Raw genomic sequence first — 16,412 nt, forward strand, 5'->3', positions numbered from 1 at the left:
CTCGCCCTTGCCGCGCCCGCCCGCCCGCCCGCTCGGAACCCTCGAGCAGCAGGGGAGTGATGCCCCGCTTCATCAGCGTGTAGGCAGCGCTGAGCCCAGCGAAACCCCCGCCGACGATGACAACCCGCTCGGTGCTCATGCGAAGGGCTCCCCTCTCGCGGCTGCAGGCGCTCGCAGCAATTGAACGTTATGGCTGTGGCGGCCTGCAGGGCAGGCGGATGGTGACGGTGACGCCGCGCTCGAGGCCCTCGCTTGCCACGTCGATGGTGCCGCCGTGCGCCTCGATGATGGCGCGCGAGATCGCCAGGCCCAGGCCGGTGCCGGCGGTTCCCGCCTCTCGCGAGCTGTCGGCTCGGTAGAAGCGCTCGAATACTTGCGGCAGGTCGTCGGCACCGATGCCGATGCCGTCGTCGATGACCGAGATGGCCAGCATGTCGCTGGCTGCGCCGGCGTCCGCGCCCCGCTGCGAGTCCCGGTCCGCGCTGCCGGTCTCACACGCTGCGGCGATCACGATGCTCCCGCCGGCGGGGGTGCTGTTCATGGCGTTGCGCAGCACGTTTCCCAAGGTTTGGCTCATCCGCATGCGGTCGACCTGCACTTCGGGCAGGTCGTCGGCCAGGTCCAGCGACAGCGAGACCTCTTCGGCCTCGGCCTGGGGCAGCCAGCGGCCGAGTTCTGCTTCCAGCAGTTCGCTGGCGTCGGTCGCCTCCAGCGTGAGGCTCAGCTCGCCGAGTTCGGTCTCGGCGAGCGAGTTGAGGTCGGTGACCAGCCCCCGCAGCCGGGTCACCTCCTCGATGATGTGCCCGCTCACCCGCTCGGGCGTCTGCAGCCCGTCGCGCAGCCCCGCGGCTTCGAGCTGGATCACGCTGAGCGGCGTGTTCAGCTCATGGGAGACGTCGTCGATCAGGCGCCGCCGCAGCTCGCGCTGCGCATCCAGGTCCGACGACATCTGGTTGAACGCCGAGGTCATCTGGCCCAGCTCGTCCGACGAGGTCACCGGGAGCTGCGACGTGCTGCCCCGCGCGATGCCTTCGGCGGCCCGGGTGAGCGCCGTGACCGGTGCGGTGATCCGCTTGGTCAACCAGGCGGCGATCAGCATGGCGACCGCCGCGGTCACCAGCGCGCCGACCAGCGTGATGTACAGCAGCGCACTGAGGAATCCGTGCGACTCGCTCGAGAGCAGTTCGTGGTTGGTGTCGACGCGCACGTGGCCGACGGTCTCGCCGGTGGCCAGATCGATGACCGTGCCGGGATGGCCGCCCAAGCCGTCGCCGGTGCTTCCGGGCGACAGCTCGGCGGCGTTGTCAAGGATGACGCGGCCGTCGACGTCGGTGATGACCACCCGCACGAACTCGACGTGGGCGCCTTCGGTGCCGCCGCCCTCATGGCTGCCCTCTCCGCCGGCGCCCCCATGACCGGCTTCCGCACCGCTGCCTTCGCCTCCCTCGGCGTGGCCGCCGGCGCCTTCGCCCCCCGCGTCGTGCGACTCCCCGGGCGAGCGGTCGAGGCCGAAGCCGGCGTCGCCCAGCTCGTCCTCCGCAGTGGCCCACCCGCCTGCGTCGGTGTAGGCACGCGACAGGCCCTGTGCCAGCCGGTGCGCCTCGCGCTCGCCGATCTGGCCGACGAACAGGTCCAGGCGAGACTGGGTGGCGTAGTAGGCCACGCCCACGCTGGTCAGCACCGCCAGCACCACCACCGCGGTGGTGGCCGCCAGGATGCGCCAGCGAAGCGACATCACTCCTCCACGGCTACGAAGCGGTAACCCGCGCCGTACACGGTCTGGATGGGCTGGGTGCCGTCGCGCTCGATCCGCTTGCGCAGCCGTGCGATCTGGGTGTCGATGGCCCGGTCGAAGCCGTCGAACTCGTCGAACGACAGCTCGATGAGCTGGTCGCGGCTGAGCACTTGGCCGGCGTGGCGCATGAAGGTCGCGAGCAGGGCGAACTGGGCTTGCGTGAGCGTGACGGCTTCCCCACCCACGGTGACGGTGCCGGCGGTCTCGTCGAGCGAGATGTTCCCCTGGGTGAATATCTCCTGCACGGTGCCGTGCACCCGCCGCAGCACCGCTTGTGCCCGGGCCACCACTTCGTCGGGCTCGAACGGCTTGACGATGTAGTCGTCGGCGCCGCTCTCCAGCCCTCGGATGCGGTCGGCGGGGGCCTCCCGGGCGGTCAGCATGATGATCGGCACGTCCGACTCCCGCCGCAGGGTCTGGCACAGCGTGACGCCGTCGAGGTAGGGGAGCGTCAGGTCCAAGATGACGAGGTCTGGCTTGGTCTTGCGGGCCGTGTCGAGGCCTGCCCGGCCGTCACGGGCGATCTCGGCGGTGAAGCCGGCCCGTTCGAGGTAGGTCTGCACCCACTCGGCGATCCGGCGGTCGTCCTCCACGATGAGCACTCGGCCGCTCATGACACCATCTTTCTTCACGCAGGGATGATGTGGTGCTGCGGAGGCCGCTAGCCGCCGCTGCCCTCGCCGCCGCCGGAGCCGTGTTCACCGCCTGATTCGCCGCCCGAACCGTGCCCCTCGCCGCCCGAGCCATGCTCTTCGTTGCCGATCTCGGCGTGGGTCGTCCAGCTCGTGAACGGGGCGATGGTGGAGGGAAGTCGGATCTGCAGCACCTGGCCCGGTGCCAGGTCGGTGGGCGTGGTGGGGCCCAGCTCGGTGCCGTTGGAAAGGTGAATCTCCACCCTGGCCCTCGTGAGGACACGGTTGGTGGTGTTCTCGACAGTGCCCGTGAACGCGTTGGCAGCAGCGTCGTAGCTCATGATCAGCCGAGCGCCGTAGCGGGTCTCGTCGTAGGTGTCCTCCGGCGCCAGCGCCGCTGCCGTGCTGCCTTCGCGGCCCTCACCGCCGTGCTCGCCGCTGACTTCGCCGCCCGAGCCGTGCTCACCGCTGCCTTCGCTGCCTGAGCCGTGCTCTTCGCCGCCTTCGCCGTTGTGGGGGGTGGGCCCAGGCCCGCCGCAGTCGAACACTTCGAGGTGTACGACGTACCCGTCGAATGACACGCCGTCCATGGCGGGTTCGCTCGACACCGACAGCACCGACATGGTCTCCTGGCCAGGCTTCAGGTCGCCGAGCCGGTCGGGGCCAAGCTCGCCGACAGTGCGCGTGCCCGACTTGAGGTGCGGTTCCGACTGCACGAAGCACAGCGTCTGGTCGGTGGTGTTCCGCACCGTGGTGTAGGCGGTCTGGCTGGCCTCTTCGAACCAGGCGTCCACCTCCAGCCCGCCAAGATTGCCCGTCCACGGCTGGTCGAGCGGGGTGATCGGGCTCGACATGTCCGCCTCGTTGCGCTCGCGGATGCTGTCGCCATGTCCTTGGCCGCCGTGCTCGCCTTCGCCTTCGCCTTCGCCGGAGCCTTCACCGCCGTGCTCGCCGCTGCCTTCGCGGCCCTCGCCACCGTGTTCGCCGGAGCCTTCGCCGCCGTGCTCGCCCTGCTCTCGCTCCGCGTGCTGCTCTCCCGATTCCCGATCATCGTCCGAAGCGCAGCCGGCCAGCGCCGCCCCGGCGAGCAACAGCGCCGCTGCCACTCCCGCAATCACCTTCTTCATCCGCTGCCGCAGCCACCTCATCGCTGTCTCCTTTCGTGAGGTGTTGTTGGCTGCGCAACGTAAGAACGAGTTGTGTCACAAATGTGTCAGTGCTGCCCCGAATCCGAAGTGTGCGCGCATGCCCGTGCCGTGCCCGTCAGCGGTTCAGGGCTCGGGCCGCAGCCGTCGGAACGGCAGCGTCGGTCTAGGTGTCGCTGGGAGCGGCCAAGCGGTAGCCGATCCCGTGCTCGGTGAAGACGTAAGCCGGCCTCGCGGCATTGTCGCCGAGCTTCGCCCGCAGCTTCCGAACGGCTGCTCGTATGCGGTCGGAGTGGCGCGAGTCGGAGTGGCCCCAGACCTTCTCCAGGAGGACTTCGGTGGTCACCACCCCTCCAGCGTTGGCTGCGAGCACTCGCAGCACATCGAACTCGGTGGCGGTGAGAGTGATCGCCTGGCCGGCCAAGCTCACCTGGCGCCGCGCGAAGTCGACGCTGAGGTCGCCTCGCCGGTAGGTCTGGGGTTGCGTACGCCCGCGGAGCGCGGCTTGGACCCGCGCGACGAGTTCGATGGCTGAGAACGGCTTGACGATGTAGTCGGCAGCTCCGTTGTGGAGCGCCCGTGCAATCGTTTCGTCTCTGCCGTAACCGGAGACGAAGATGATCGGGATGTCGGCGAGCTCGGGCGTGTCGTTCATCAGTTCGATGCCGTCAGCGTCGGGGAGCATGAGGTCGAGCAGAACAAGGTCGGGCTTCTCGGCTCGGACGAGCTGGGCGAGCTTGTGCGAGTCCCCTGCCGTCAACGGTGCGTAACCGACCGCCGAGAGAGCGTCTCGCATCATGTACAGGGCGTGAGGGTCATCATCGATGATCAGAATCGATGCCTCAGCCTCTGGGGGTTCGGTGGTGCGCGGCTCGGCGGTGGCGGCAACCGATTCGCTGGAAACGGCCGGAATCGTGAACGTGAAGCGCGCGCCATGACCTGGTCCGTCGCTGCGGGCTTCGATCCGGCCACCGTGGGCTTCCACCAGGCCCTTGCAAATGGCCAAGCCCAAACCGGTCCCTTCTGCAAGGCGGGAGCGTCGCTCGAACAGGTGCGACAGCCGCTCCGGCGCGATTCCCTCGCCCTTGTCCGAAACCGAGATCGCGATGAAGCCGTTCTCGTGGACCGCTTCGATCCCGATCGGGGAAGACGCCGAACTGTGCCGGGCGGAATTCGACAGCAGGTTGTTCAGCACCTGCGTGATGCGCTCAGGGTCGGCCAAGGCTGGCGGCAGCGTCGGCGGGAGATCGATGATGACGGGGTTGCTTCCGCCCCCGCTCAGGAAATTGTTGCGAGCCGCATCGACCAACTCGACCACGCTTGAGGGCTGAGGAGCGACGGTGAGCGTGCCCGCATCGATGCTCCCTGCGTCCAGCAGGTTGGTGATGAGACTGCGCATGTGGTCGGCCTGCCCGTCGATGATGCGGAAGAACTGGAGCAGTTCGGCTTGAGGCGGCGCCGGTGTCGCGCCGAGCGCAGTCGATGCGGAGCCCTTGATCGACGTCAGCGGTGCGCGCAGCTCATGGCTGACCATCTCGAGGAACTCCGCCCGCTGCCGTTCCAGTGCTTCGAGGTCTGCGCGGGCTCGCTCGACAGCGGTGTGCGTTCGCGCGTTCGCGATCGCGGTCGCCGCCTGGGATGCGAAGAGCACGAGTATCTCCTCGTCATCGCTGGTGAACTCCCGCCCGTCTCGCTTGTCGCCCAAGAAGAAGATGCCGAGGTATTCGCCTTGGTACAGCATCGGCGTGCCTTGCAGCGTCGTGGAACCACCAGGAATCGCGGACAGGCCGAGCGATCGCAGGTACTCGGGCACGTCCGCAATCCGCAGTGGCGCAGAGAGGTGCCGCAGGTGGTCGAAGAACTGCGGGCCGTCCGGCCAGTCCAACATCTGCCGGCGCCTCTTGGCTGAGAATCCGCCAGTGACCAGGTCTTGGACCGTTCCCTGCTCATCGACCGTCGTCATGACACCCAGTCGAGCCCCCGTGAGGGAGCGGGCGCTTGCCTCCACTTCCTCGAGCACCGTGGCGACCTCGAGGCTGCGATTGATGCGGAGGATCGCCGCACTCAAGCGGGATATGCGGCTGCCGGATCCGCACTCGCCTGATCGCGCTGCGTCATCGCCGGCCAATTTTCCACCCCTGACGCAGCATCGGGTCCATCGTGACCTCTGTAGTTGTAGCTACAAGCTTCTCACAGTTTGATATTCGGCGATGTTCACACAATGGACACAATAGAGCGCGGCTCTCTCACAAACTGTGCTCGAACCCATCGGGCGAATTGCACAACACATCTCGCCCGTGTACGTCACACGAGCAACAGCGCGGCGAGCATCGCGCCGCCGACCGCGGCTGGGCCGCACGGCAAACACCCGGTGTATGCAGGATCGTTCGAAGAAAGGCAGCAGTCTCGTTGCCCAGATCCGAAGAGAAAATCACATATTGGTCACATAGTTTCCGAATATGACCACAATCCAGTCACAAGTAATCGACCCTGCTGAATTTCTGTCTCTATTTGAAGAAAGTCCGTGGCCAATTTGTCCTGATGGCGAGGCATTGTGCGTCCATTGCTGTTTTAGTCTGGTTCTACATCGTGCTACTTTCAGGAAAGTCCCGGCCAGAAGCTTCGGCGTATGTTGCTGTGAGGGGGAGAGATAGGTCGTCGGTTTCCACTCATGGGCTGATGACCACGCAGCGACCGTCAGAGTCTGACTGGCATAGGGGAAGTACTGAGAATTGGAGGATTTGATGTCAGTACTCCGGAAGTTGATATTGCCGCTCGCCGTTCTCGCCCTCGTGGGTTCAGCATGTGCGAGCGACGACGATGAGGAGGCGGCCCCCGCAACCGAGGCGCCTGCCGCTACCGAAGCGCCGGCGGCGACCGAGGCGCCAGAGCCTGAAGAAGAGGAGATGACGGATTCGTCAGATCCGATCCGTATCCCGCTGCACAACTGGTCGAGCCAGCTCGTGGGCGCCGAGGTTGTGGGCGGCATCTTGGAGGCGGCCGGCTTCAGCGTCGAGTACGTGCCATCTGACAGTCAGGTCGTGTACCAGTCGATGTGCGACGGCGACATTGAGCTGGTGCATGAGGTCTGGGAAGGTGCCTTCGGCGTCGCTTTCCAGGAACAGGTCGACGCCGGCTGCGTGCTCGACTGGGCCACCCACAACGCGGTGACGCGTGAAGAGTGGTGGTACCCGATCTACGTGGAGGATGTGTGCCCAGGGCTGCCCGACTGGGAAGCGCTGAACGACTGCGCCCATCTGTTCGCGACGGCCGAGACCGGCGACAAGGGACGCTTCCTGGGCGGGCCCGTGGACTGGCTCAAGGGTGACGAGGAGCGTGTCGAGGGCCTCGGCATGAACTTCGAGGTCATCAACGCCGGTTCCGCGGCAACGCTGTGGGCAGAGCTGGACGCCGCATCCGCCGACAACACCCCGATCGTGCTGTTCAACTGGACGCCGAACTTCGTGGAGGCGGTCTATGAGGGCAAGTTCATTGAGTTCCCGACGTTCGAAGACGCATGCCGCACTGATCCCGAATGGGGCACCAACGCCGAGCTGACCCACGACTGCGGCAACCCCGCAGACGGGTACCTCAAGACCGGCGTCGGCATTCACTTCCCGGAGAAGTGGCCGACAGCGGCAGCCATCGTGCAGCGCATGGACTTCACCAACCCGATGCTGGCCGCCATGGCCGCCGCGGTTGACGTGGACGGCAAGGAGGCATCCGAAGCCGCACAGGAATGGCTGGCCGCCAACGAAGACCTCTGGCGCAGCTGGATCGACGGCTGATCACAAGAGCAGCAGCGCAATGACCTCCTCCCTGGAGGCAGTCGGCGGGGAACGACACCGCGATCCCAGGACCCATCGGGATTCGTGAGCGGTGGACTTCCCCGCCGGCCGCGCCGTCTGTGACGTTGACGCGCAGCCGTTGAATTCGCGCGCTGCGCCCGCTGTTTCTTTGCGAGAGACGTGGATGGTGCCGTCGTGAACAGTGACGCCGTGATCTCGTGCCGTGACGTGTGGAAGCTGTACGGCCCCGATCCTGAGAAGTTCCTCGAACGCCACGATGGGGCACCGTCGGCCGACGCCGTCAAGGAGGCCGGCTACATCCCGGCCGTGGTGGCGGCGAGTCTCGACGTGATGCCGGGGGAGATCCTCGTGCTGATGGGCCTGAGCGGTTCCGGCAAGTCGACGCTGGTGCGCTGCCTGTCGCGCCTGATCGAGCCGACCGCGGGATCGGTTCACTTCGCCGGCATCGACCTGCTCGCAGCTTCGAACCGTGAGCTGATCGACCTCCGGCGCCACCGCATGGGCATGGTGTTCCAGCATTTCGCGCTGTTCCCCCACCGGACTGTGGCCGAGAACATTGTCTTCCCGCTGGAAGTGCAGGGGGTGGACAGCGCGACCCGGCGCGGTCGCGCCGAGGAGATCCTCGCGCTCGTGGGCCTCGAAGGACGCGGCGGCTACTACCCGCGGGAGCTCTCGGGCGGCCAGCAGCAGCGGGTGGGCATCGGCCGTTCCTTGGCGGTGGAGCCCGATGTCTGGTTCCTCGATGAGCCCTTCTCGGCTCTCGATCCGCTGATCCGGCGCGAGATGCAAGACGAGTTTCTGCGCCTGCAGTCGGTGCTGCACAAGACAATCGTCTTCATCACCCACGACTTCAGCGAGGCGATCCGTCTCGCGGACCGCATCGCCATTCTCTATGAGGGCCAGATTGTGCAGCTCGGCCGCGCCGAAGACCTGGTGACCCAGCCCGCCACCGACTACGTGCGCGCGTTCGCCCGCGACGTCCAGCGAGACCGGATCCTCACGGCCGGCAGCGTGATGGGCGACATCGCCGATGCCTCGCCGGATGCGCCGACCGTGGAGGCGCATGCAGTGCTGCGCGACATCGCCGCACAGGTGCTGGCCGGCCAGGAGCCGCTGAGAGTCGTCGGCGCCGACGGTGCGGTAGCCGGCAGCCTCGGGCGTGACGCGGTCATCGATGCCATCTGGGGCATCAGCGACCGCGACAGCCCCGGCGGAAGCGGCGGCGCCGAAGGCATTCGCACCGACGCTCACTGATGGCTGTGCCAGTCGAAGCCGAGACGCCTCGCACCGGCGTCGAGCCGGCTGCACCGCTGAGCCTGACCGAGCGGGTCCGCCGCCTGCGGGGCTGGCGGATGGCGCTGCTGCTGGTGTCGCCCTATCTCGCCATCCAGGTGTTCCACCAGGCGGCGCCGGACCTGTTTCCCGACTTCCTGTCGAAGCTGGGCGATTTCCGCTTCCTTCCCGACTGGGCGAACGAGGCCCTGCTGCACCTCAAGAACGAGCAGCTGTTCGGGCTGTTCAACGTCAAGGACGTCACGCGCACCGTCTCGGGCTGGCTGGAGTACCCGCTCGACATCAGCGAGCAGCTCCTGATCGCGGGTGACGGCCCGTTCGGCATAGGCGCGGTTCCCTGGGTGGTGCTGGTCGGTCTGTTCACCGTGGCGGGCGCCAAGCTCGGCGGCTGGCGGTTGGCGGTGCTGGCCGGCTGCTGCTCGCTCTACCTGGCGGTCTTCGACATCTGGGACGACTCCATGATCACGCTGTCGATCGTGGTGGTGGTCGCACCGCTGGCTGCCTTCTTCGGCTGGGCGGCAGGTCTGGCGGCAGCCAAGGCGAAGTGGTTCGAGGCACTGCTGGTTCCCGTCCTCAACGTGATGCAGTCGATGCCGCACTTCTCGTACCTGCTGCCGATCTCGGTTTTCATCGGCATCGGCGACGAGGCCGGCGCCATCGCCACCATCCTGTTCGCCGTTCCCCCGATGGCCCGCCTGACGCTGCTGGGCCTGCAGACGGTTCCCACCGAGGTGCGGGAAGCGGGCCTCACATCGGGCTGCACACGGTGGCAGATGCTGTGGAAGGTGGAGATGCCCGCGGCACGTCCGCAGCTGCTGGTGGGCGTGAACCAGGTGCTGATGCAGTGCTTCGGCATGACCGTGCTGGCGTCGTTCGTCGGCACCCGCGGCCTGGGCCTGCCGCTGCTGAACTTCCTGCAGAGCCTGCGGATCGGCAAGGCCCTGGAGTACGGCGTGGCCATCGTGCTGATGGCGATCATGCTCGACCGGTTGAGCCAGGCCATGGGGGCACGCCGGCCAGAGCACGTCGACCTGTCGAAGTCGTGGCTGGCACGCCACCCGTTCTGGGTTGCGGGTGCAGCCGTCGCCGCCGCCGGGACTGCGCTGGCCCAGTTCACCAGCCATGCACAGGTGCTGCCGAAGAGCTGGACCGTCAGCACCGCTCCGGCATGGGAATGGCTCGTGGACTGGGTGCAGCTCAACCTCAAGACACCGCTCGGCTATTTCCGCGACTTCATGATCCTGGAGATCCTGTTCCCGATGCGCGACGGGTTCGGGTCGCTGCCATGGATCGGGCTGCTGGTGCTCGTCGCGGCGGTGGGCTGGCGATTCGGCGGCTGGAAGCTCGCCGGGATCGTCTCGCTGTTCGTGGCGTACCTGGCGTTCTCCGGCTTCTGGATCGAGTCGATGGAGACGCTCTACCTGGTCGTGGCGGCCCTGATCGTGAGCGTGGCCATCGGCGTGCCGATCGGCGTGTTCGCCTCGACATCGGCTCGGCGGTATGCCGCGATCCAGGTCGTGCTCGACACATTCCAGGTGCTGCCATCGTTCATCTACCTGATCCCGGTGGTCATGCTGTTCCGGGTCGGCCCGGTCGCGGCGCTGTCCGCCATCGTCATCTACGCCACCGTGCCGGCGGTCCGCTACACGATGCTCGGCCTGCGCAATGTTCCCCCTGACATGGTCGAAGCCGCCGAGATGTCGGGTTGCACCCGCTGGCAGGTCTTGCGCAAGGTGAAGTTCCCGATGGCGTTCCCCGAGATCATGCTGGGCATGAATCAGGTGCTCCTGTTCGGGCTGCTGCTGGTGATCATCTCCGCGTTCATCGGCGGGATCGATGGTCTCGGCGACGAGATCCTCCTCGCCCGCACCGAGCAGGCCCTCGTCGGAGAGGGGCTGGTTGCCGGCTTCAACGTGGCAGTCATCGGGCTGACTGCCGATCAGCTCATCACCAACTACGCCCGTGAGCGCAAGTCGCAGCTCGGCATCAACTAGCGCCGCGAACCGGGGTGCTCATCGCTGCGTCGCGACCGGTCAGGCGTCGTTGCTGCCGGCGTTGGCGTCTTCTTGGCCGCTGTTGCTGTCGGTGGTGGCGGCGGCGGCGAACATTCGCACGATGACGTCAGCCCAATCCCGTTCGGAGGGAATCAGGCGTTCGGATCGTCCGGCCGAGATCAGCAGATCGGTGCCGACCCCGATGGCTTGAATCATCAGCGCCAACGCGGTCGTGCTCAGTTCTGGGTCGCACATTCCATCGGCCTTGGTCTGCTCGACCATGACAGCGAGCTGGTCGGCCTGCTTCTCGAGGAATTCCTGCAGCCGCTGCTGGATGCTCGGATACGCATGCGCGCTGCCGAACAGGTGCTTGAGCGCGCTCTGGGCAAAATCGGCAGTCAGCAAGTCGATGCCCCACGTCACCAGAATCTCCACTGGCTCCGCGTCGGAGATGCCCAGGTCCGCCATCCGCTGGTGCGTCCCGATCTTCTCGAGGATGTGGTCGACGGCGGCGACCATGATGTCGTCCTTGGTGGGCCATCTCGAGAAGATCGCTCCCGTCGACAGACCCGCGCGGCGTGCGATGTTGCTGATGACCGACCCGTCATAGCCGCGCTCAAGAAACTCCGCCGCCGCGGCGTCGAGCAGCCGGCGTGTCGTCGCACTCGGACCGTATCGACTGAGGGGCTCACCGCTCTCTGGCATGTGTTTCCCCCTGCACGGCCGAACGCCAAAGTACACACGTCACGCCGGAATTCGTGACGCAAGGCGTGCTTGTGAGTGCCCGCGTCGCCCTGCGCCGCTGGCGAGTTGGCCAACGCTGCGGACTCTCAGCGGCAACCCTCAGTCAGTGAACTGTCGGTGTCAGGCCTTGCTGCCGAGATGCCCGGCGCAGATGGTGAGTCGGACGGGCTAGCTGCGCTCGATCACGCCGCAGGCCACGCGGTCGCCGGCGCCGGGTTCGGCGCCGTAGGAGTCCGGCTGGGCGTGGATGATGATGGCTGAGCCGTCGGCGTCGAACACCGTGGTGTCGGCGTCGGCCGCGAGCGTGATCTTGCCGGTGAAGACGTCTGCCCGAGCCGTGCCATCGCTGGCGGCGTAGAGGTTGGGAAGATCACCGGCGTGCTGGTCGTCGCCGTACATGAACCCGTGACCGTGACCGCTGGGGGCGAAGTGGCTGCCGGCGGCGGAGAAGTCCGGTGTGCAAGCGCCCACATCATGAATGTGGAACCCGTGCGGACCCGGCGTCAGCCCGCTGACGTCGGCAGAGATCAGCACGCCGTTCGGACCCTGCTCCAGGGTGACGGTGCCCATCGGCGATCCGTCGGCCCCCGATATTGCGGCGGTTGCCCGCTGGCCGACACCGGCGATGTCGTCGCCGTCATCCCCGCCGCAGCCGGCAAGCCCCAGCAAGGCGAGGAGCCCCGCCGCCAACACAGTGATCGTTCCCCGAAAGCGCATACCCAGTCCTGACTGTTTCACCAGCTGCAAGCCCCGACCAAGCTAGGTCATGGCGAACCGGGTACCCGGGAGTCAATTGACGGCGGGGTGCGGCACGGCAGTGTCGCGAATCACCTCGGTGCCGCACAGCATTGAGCGGCCGCGAGAATTGGGGCTGCTATGGCGGCGTCGGCGAGGTTTGAGCAGTTCACGTTGGCCGGGATCGCTGCGCTGCATCTCGGCGTCGGGCTGACGCATACCTACAGCCACGCTGCTGCGGACGTGCCCATTCCGGCCGCCCAACAGGTGTACATCGCGATCGTCGTGACGCTGCTGCCGCTCGCCGCGGTGTGGCTGGCGTTCCGCCGCAGCCTCCGGCTGGGCGCTGCGCTGTTCGCCGCCTCGATGTACGCCTCGTTCGTGTTCGGCTACCTGCTGCACTTCGTCATCGACAGCCCAGACCTGCACTCCAACGTCACCGGCGACAGCGCAGGCGTGTTCTTCCACACGGCGCTGAACTTGGCGCTCATCGAGTTCGTCGGTTTCGCATTCGGCCTGGTCGCCGCGGCCCGCCGAGCCCGCTGAGGGGAATGTCTGTGATTGTCAGTGCTGAGTCGGAGCCTTCCCCTCGCGAAGAGTCGGCGAGATCGACCCCGTCCTCGGGGCGTCGGCCTCGCTGGGCCGATGGGCGGTTGATCCACCCGCGGGATGACGGAATTGCCGCGTGGATCAAGTTCGCCACGTGGAGTCTCGCCGGAATCGGGATCTTGTTGCTTGGGCTGGCAGGAATCCCTACTAGCGCGACGATGCCTGGAGCCGCGTTGGTTGTCGTGCTGGCTGTGGCCCTGGCGATCGCTGCAGGGCGGGTAGTGAGCGTTCGCGCCCGCTCGTTGGCGGAGCGTGCCGCGTGGACTGGCACCACAGTCGGGTACTCGCCGTCTGAGGCCGGCAGCTCGACGGATTGGTGGCGCGCAGCACGTTGGCCCGATGGCCGCTTTGTGGCCGCTACCGGCGTCGTCGCCTACGTCGCCGGGTTTGCCGTGCCGGTGTTGTTGGCGGTGGCATTGTGGGTGCTCGGGCGCATGGGCGCGCCGGATCTCGGTGTCCCGTCATGGTGGGGTTCGTTGGCCGCCGTGCTGATGTTGCCGACTTCGTTCGTAGGTGTTGCATCGAGTCGGCGGCTCAAGGCACTCGCCACCAAGGACGCTGCAGCCGGCGTCGGCGAACCAACCGAGCAGCCGACGACTTTCTAGCTGCGGGCGAATTCGACGAGTTCGCTTATCGGTCGCTGTCGGACTCAGCTCGCCAGAGGTCACGCCGACGCTTGAACTCGAAGGCAAATTCTCCGATCTGCGCTTCGAGCTCGAGCTGCGGCGTACTGATAATCCTGTCGCTGCTCGGAGGCATCTGGTGGTAGTGATGATGTTTGGCAACTGCGGCAACTGGAGTGGATCCTGAACGGAACGCAAGAATTCGACCTGAGCCAGCCCGTCTATTCGCTGACTGACGCGGCCGCGATCCTCGCAGTCAGCCGGAGCACGCTTGGTTGGTGGCTGGAGGGCGGCGAGCGTCGCGGCCATCACTACAAGCCGGTCATCCGGACCGAACCAACCGGCGACACCCGCCTCACCTGGCCGGAGTTCCTGGAAGCGGGACTCCTGCGCCAGTATCGGCGCAAGCTCCAGGTCCGACTCCATGAAATTCGCAACTTCGTCTCGGCCCTCAGGGACGAGCTGGGAGTGGCGCATCCGCTGGCGTACGCGACGCCGTGGGTCGGCGAGGGGCGGCGGCTGCTCATCCGTTTCCAAGAGTTGTGCGAACTGCGCGGCGAACTGCGTCTTATCGCATTGGTAGACGACCAGCCGTTGCTGCTTCCTCCGGCTGATTCATTCGTGAAGCGGGTGGAATGGGATGACGACCGGCCGGTCGCATGGCGGCCGCACGCCGATGATGCTTCGCCGGTCCGGTGCCGGCCAGACCGGCGGTTCGGCAGGCCGGCTATCGCTGGCATCAGCACGTCGGCGATTGTCGAACATCTCGACGGGGGCGAAACCGAGAGTGAAGTGGCTGAACAGTTCGATCTGGCGCTCGAGAACATCCGGTGGGCTGTCGCCTACGAGACATCGCGTGCCGCTGAGCACGCGGCGTGAAGGCAGCCGCTGTTCGCTTCTACTTCGATGCGGACATCCTCGGGCTTGCCAAGGTCGTCGGAGCGCTGAGACCAGACGTGACCTTTCCAGGAGATCCCGGTGCGCAGATGCACGGCTTGGTACGGGCGCCGTGTGCCATCAGCACCACGGACACACCCGACACGGTGTGGATCCCCTACACAGCCGCCGAGGAGATGATTGCCATAACGCGTGATGGAAGAATCAGTCAGCGGGTTGCTGAATTGGCTGCGGTCATTCAGCACGGAGCTCGTTTGGTGGTGCTCACGAGTGCCGATGCCGGGACGGTTTGGGGCCAGCTTGAGGTTCTGATGACGCAGTGGCGAAGGATCGAACGGTTGCACGAATTGCCAGGGCCGTTCATCTACCGCGCGAGCCGCAGCAGCCTCCAAGCAGTCGAGCTCGCCTGACCTTCACCTCGAACAGATGCGTTACTCCGGCAGGCGGCGTCCGCCGGTGACCTGAAACGTCAGCTCGTCGCTGTCGCTCGTGTTAGTGCTGTCGAGCACTAGGTGGGCAGCGTCGCCGGGGCGGTGCTGGGATCGGTAGCGGTCCTCGACGGGCATCCAGATGTCTTCCCAGCGGGTTTGTGCAGCTTGGCCGTCACGAGCCAGCCCACGGGCCAGCCGGGTGGGGCGGTCGGCTTCGACCCAGATCAGGAAGTGGTACCGGTCGCGGATCGACGGATGGGCGCAGTAGACGCCCTCCACGATGAGCGCATTGTCATGTGGCGCGGTGACCCATTCGCCGGGACGGTCTGTGCTCCAGTCGTAGCGCCGGTATCGAATGGGCGCGCCGCGTTCGTGGGGCTCGAGCACGTCTCGCTCCAGCCGGGAGAGGTCGAAGAGGCCGCCGATCTGCTGCTCCGACCTGGCCGGGTCGACCGTCGGCCGTCCGAAGTCGTCGCCGTGGACGAGAGCGACATCGGCCGGCCAGCAACGGACCAGCTCCGCAGCCAGCCTGCTCTTGCCGGACCCGCCCGGCCCGTCGATGCCGACCCGCACAGGTGATCCCGCCGGCGCCACCAGTCCCACGATGTCGGCCGCGCCAATCCGACCACCCTGAGACACAGCACTTGGCGACATGCATCTCCTCTCGCCGTTGGAGCACGTGATTCAGGTGCTCGATCCGACCAGGCCGACCCTACGTTCGGCACATGGCCGCCGACATAGTGACGGCGGCAGAACTGGAGTAGCTCCGCCTAGCTGAGCGTCACGGCGAATCCATCCCAGCCGCTGCTAGGTCTGTGCCTCATTGCCTCGCCATCGCGAACGACATCACCTAGAGTGGGCACCTAGACCACCCGGCCCTTGAGGGGCCGGGTTTTCTTTTGCCTACTAGCCAGTCGGTTTGGACAGGGTGCCGTTCAGGAGTGCATCTCGAAGCGGCCGTCGCACATGGTGAAGCACAGCCTCGACAGCACATCCATGCCGAGCACGATGTCGCAGTCGCTGATACGGCGACCCAGCCCGATTGCGATGACGGCGTGCGCTCTGCCGTACCTGTAGCCGTCGCCCCACGCGCTGGCCGCATCTGGCGTGTCAACAGGCAAAGCGATGTCGAGGTCGAAGGTGTCAGTCTGCACCTGCCCGATGGGCGTGTTGACGATCTCGATACCGCTCGCCGTAACCCCGAGCCGTTCAATCACTTCATGTGTCGCCGCCGTTGTCGTTGCGCCCGTATCGACAAGCGCCCTGTACCGGGCCGGATCCTGATCGCTCGTCGGAGCGCTGACTTCGACATAGAACCGCACATAACGGCCATGTTCGATGTCGGTTTCGAAGGTTGTCACCCGTGTCAGGCCAGGGCGGCGGCCATGGTGCCCAGTTCGATCGGCTCGGAACGGATCTCTTGGGTGGTGAAGTTTCCGACTCCGCAGCTTGCGTTGCCGGCGGTTCGTGCTTCGCGAATGCTCGCATAGGTGCCGATGAGCTGGCCGTCGTGCAGCACAGCGAACTGCCCGAGATGGCTTGCTTCGAGCTCTGCGCGCACGGCTTCGAAGGCTGCGTAGTTCTTCAGCACGTCGGCGCGTTCCATGGTGGCCTCCGAGGTTGCTGCGCTGAACTGCACCATAGCGATGCCAGCACGCGTGTCTCGGAACCATTAGTGCTCGATCCGGCCTCGTCGGTGCGGACA

General features: G+C 66.3%; 16 protein-coding genes and 1 pseudogene. 7 read left to right on the forward strand and 10 right to left on the reverse strand.

Going from position 1 to position 16,412, the window contains the following annotated elements; translation table 11 throughout:
- Positions 1 to 4: 4 nt before the first annotated feature.
- From ACOQPE_RS06835 to ACOQPE_RS06855, 5 genes and pseudogenes are all read right to left on the reverse strand, one after another.
- Positions 5 to 139 (reverse strand): annotated as a pseudogene (locus tag ACOQPE_RS06835) (FAD-dependent oxidoreductase); the annotation flags it as partial.
- 48 nt (positions 140 to 187) lie between these two features.
- Positions 188 to 1,735, reverse strand: coding sequence for a sensor histidine kinase (locus ACOQPE_RS06840; protein ID WP_420611081.1), 1,548 nt, complete (start codon positions 1,733 to 1,735; stop codon positions 188 to 190).
- Positions 1,735 to 2,409: a response regulator transcription factor gene (locus tag ACOQPE_RS06845; protein WP_420611082.1), complete on the reverse strand. Its 675-nt coding sequence runs from the start codon at positions 2,407 to 2,409 to the stop codon at positions 1,735 to 1,737. The genes ACOQPE_RS06840 and ACOQPE_RS06845 overlap by 1 nt, the downstream gene beginning before the upstream one ends.
- A 47-nt stretch (positions 2,410 to 2,456) precedes the next feature.
- Positions 2,457 to 3,575 carry an FxLYD domain-containing protein gene (locus ACOQPE_RS06850; protein ID WP_420611083.1) on the reverse strand — a complete coding sequence of 373 codons (1,119 nt, stop codon included), beginning with the start codon at positions 3,573 to 3,575 and terminating at the stop codon, positions 2,457 to 2,459.
- 163 nt (positions 3,576 to 3,738) lie between these two features.
- Positions 3,739 to 5,640, reverse strand: a complete 1,902-nt coding sequence (locus ACOQPE_RS06855; protein ID WP_420611084.1) for an ATP-binding protein — start codon at positions 5,638 to 5,640, stop codon at positions 3,739 to 3,741.
- Positions 5,641 to 6,364: 724 nt separating this feature from the next.
- On the opposite strand from ACOQPE_RS06855, the gene ACOQPE_RS06860 reads away from it, so the two are divergent.
- From ACOQPE_RS06860 to ACOQPE_RS06870, 3 genes are all read left to right on the forward strand, one after another.
- Positions 6,365 to 7,360 carry an ABC transporter substrate-binding protein gene (locus ACOQPE_RS06860; RefSeq protein ID WP_420611085.1) on the forward strand — a complete coding sequence of 332 codons (996 nt, stop codon included), beginning with the start codon at positions 6,365 to 6,367 and terminating at the stop codon, positions 7,358 to 7,360.
- A gap of 195 nt (positions 7,361 to 7,555) precedes the next feature.
- Positions 7,556 to 8,635 carry a quaternary amine ABC transporter ATP-binding protein gene (locus ACOQPE_RS06865; protein ID WP_420611086.1) on the forward strand — a complete coding sequence of 360 codons (1,080 nt, stop codon included), beginning with the start codon at positions 7,556 to 7,558 and terminating at the stop codon, positions 8,633 to 8,635.
- Positions 8,635 to 10,668: an ABC transporter permease gene (locus tag ACOQPE_RS06870; RefSeq protein WP_420611087.1), complete on the forward strand. Its 2,034-nt coding sequence runs from the start codon at positions 8,635 to 8,637 to the stop codon at positions 10,666 to 10,668. Before ACOQPE_RS06865 ends, ACOQPE_RS06870 begins: the two co-directional genes overlap by 1 nt.
- 39 nt (positions 10,669 to 10,707) lie before the next feature.
- Here ACOQPE_RS06870 and ACOQPE_RS06875 read toward each other — a convergent pair whose 3' ends face one another.
- Both ACOQPE_RS06875 and ACOQPE_RS06880 read right to left on the reverse strand, forming a co-directional pair.
- The gene (locus ACOQPE_RS06875) at positions 10,708 to 11,373 is read right to left on the reverse strand and encodes a TetR/AcrR family transcriptional regulator (RefSeq protein ID WP_420611088.1); all 666 of its coding nucleotides are present in this window, start codon (positions 11,371 to 11,373) and stop codon (positions 10,708 to 10,710) included.
- Between the two features lie 207 nt (positions 11,374 to 11,580).
- Positions 11,581 to 12,102: a superoxide dismutase family protein gene (locus ACOQPE_RS06880; RefSeq protein WP_420611089.1), complete on the reverse strand. Its 522-nt coding sequence runs from the start codon at positions 12,100 to 12,102 to the stop codon at positions 11,581 to 11,583.
- Between the two features lie 186 nt (positions 12,103 to 12,288).
- Between ACOQPE_RS06880 and ACOQPE_RS06885 the strand changes: the two genes are divergently transcribed.
- The 4 genes from ACOQPE_RS06885 (at position 12,289) to ACOQPE_RS06900 (ending at position 14,686) form a co-directional block, all read left to right on the forward strand.
- On the forward strand, positions 12,289 to 12,693 hold the full coding sequence (locus ACOQPE_RS06885; protein WP_420611090.1) for a hypothetical protein: 405 nt from the start codon (positions 12,289 to 12,291) through the stop codon (positions 12,691 to 12,693).
- Positions 12,694 to 12,914: 221 nt separating this feature from the next.
- Positions 12,915 to 13,361 (forward strand): hypothetical protein, encoded by a 447-nt coding sequence (locus ACOQPE_RS06890; protein WP_420611091.1) that lies wholly within the window; start codon positions 12,915 to 12,917, stop codon positions 13,359 to 13,361.
- A 486-nt stretch (positions 13,362 to 13,847) separates the two neighbouring features.
- The gene (locus ACOQPE_RS06895) at positions 13,848 to 14,258 is read left to right on the forward strand and encodes a DUF433 domain-containing protein (RefSeq protein WP_420611092.1); all 411 of its coding nucleotides are present in this window, start codon (positions 13,848 to 13,850) and stop codon (positions 14,256 to 14,258) included.
- Positions 14,255 to 14,686 (forward strand): hypothetical protein, encoded by a 432-nt coding sequence (locus ACOQPE_RS06900; protein WP_420611093.1) that lies wholly within the window; start codon positions 14,255 to 14,257, stop codon positions 14,684 to 14,686. Before ACOQPE_RS06895 ends, ACOQPE_RS06900 begins: the two co-directional genes overlap by 4 nt.
- Before the next feature lie 21 nt (positions 14,687 to 14,707).
- Here ACOQPE_RS06900 and ACOQPE_RS06905 read toward each other — a convergent pair whose 3' ends face one another.
- From ACOQPE_RS06905 to ACOQPE_RS06915, 3 genes are all read right to left on the reverse strand, one after another.
- Complete coding sequence (locus ACOQPE_RS06905) at positions 14,708 to 15,361, reverse strand: uridine kinase family protein (protein ID WP_420611094.1); 654 nt, start codon at positions 15,359 to 15,361, stop codon at positions 14,708 to 14,710.
- A 281-nt stretch (positions 15,362 to 15,642) separates the two neighbouring features.
- Positions 15,643 to 16,068, reverse strand: a complete 426-nt coding sequence (locus ACOQPE_RS06910; RefSeq protein WP_420611095.1) for an aspartyl protease family protein — start codon at positions 16,066 to 16,068, stop codon at positions 15,643 to 15,645.
- A gap of 5 nt (positions 16,069 to 16,073) precedes the next feature.
- Positions 16,074 to 16,313, reverse strand: coding sequence for a hypothetical protein (locus ACOQPE_RS06915; protein ID WP_420611096.1), 240 nt, complete (start codon positions 16,311 to 16,313; stop codon positions 16,074 to 16,076).
- Positions 16,314 to 16,412: the final 99 nt, after the last annotated feature.

The sequence above is a fragment of the Candidatus Poriferisodalis sp. genome (genome assembly GCF_965219595.1).
GTDB lineage: Bacteria > Actinomycetota > Acidimicrobiia > Acidimicrobiales > Poriferisodalaceae > Poriferisodalis.

Coding starts and splice junctions, on each gene's coding strand:
- ACOQPE_RS06845 (WP_420611082.1), bottom strand. CDS start 2,409: ATGAGCGGCCGAGTGCTCATCGTGGAGGACGACCGCCGGATCGCCGAG.
- ACOQPE_RS06850 (WP_420611083.1), bottom strand. CDS start 3,575: ATGAGGTGGCTGCGGCAGCGGATGAAGAAGGTGATTGCGGGAGTGGCA.
- ACOQPE_RS06870 (WP_420611087.1), top strand. CDS start 8,635: ATGGCTGTGCCAGTCGAAGCCGAGACGCCTCGCACCGGCGTCGAGCCG.
- ACOQPE_RS06890 (WP_420611091.1), top strand. CDS start 12,915: ATGCCTGGAGCCGCGTTGGTTGTCGTGCTGGCTGTGGCCCTGGCGATC.
- ACOQPE_RS06885 (WP_420611090.1), top strand. CDS start 12,289: ATGGCGGCGTCGGCGAGGTTTGAGCAGTTCACGTTGGCCGGGATCGCT.
- ACOQPE_RS06905 (WP_420611094.1), bottom strand. CDS start 15,361: ATGTCGCCAAGTGCTGTGTCTCAGGGTGGTCGGATTGGCGCGGCCGAC.
- ACOQPE_RS06840 (WP_420611081.1), bottom strand. CDS start 1,735: ATGTCGCTTCGCTGGCGCATCCTGGCGGCCACCACCGCGGTGGTGGTG.
- ACOQPE_RS06875 (WP_420611088.1), bottom strand. CDS start 11,373: ATGCCAGAGAGCGGTGAGCCCCTCAGTCGATACGGTCCGAGTGCGACG.
- ACOQPE_RS06915 (WP_420611096.1), bottom strand. CDS start 16,313: ATGGAACGCGCCGACGTGCTGAAGAACTACGCAGCCTTCGAAGCCGTG.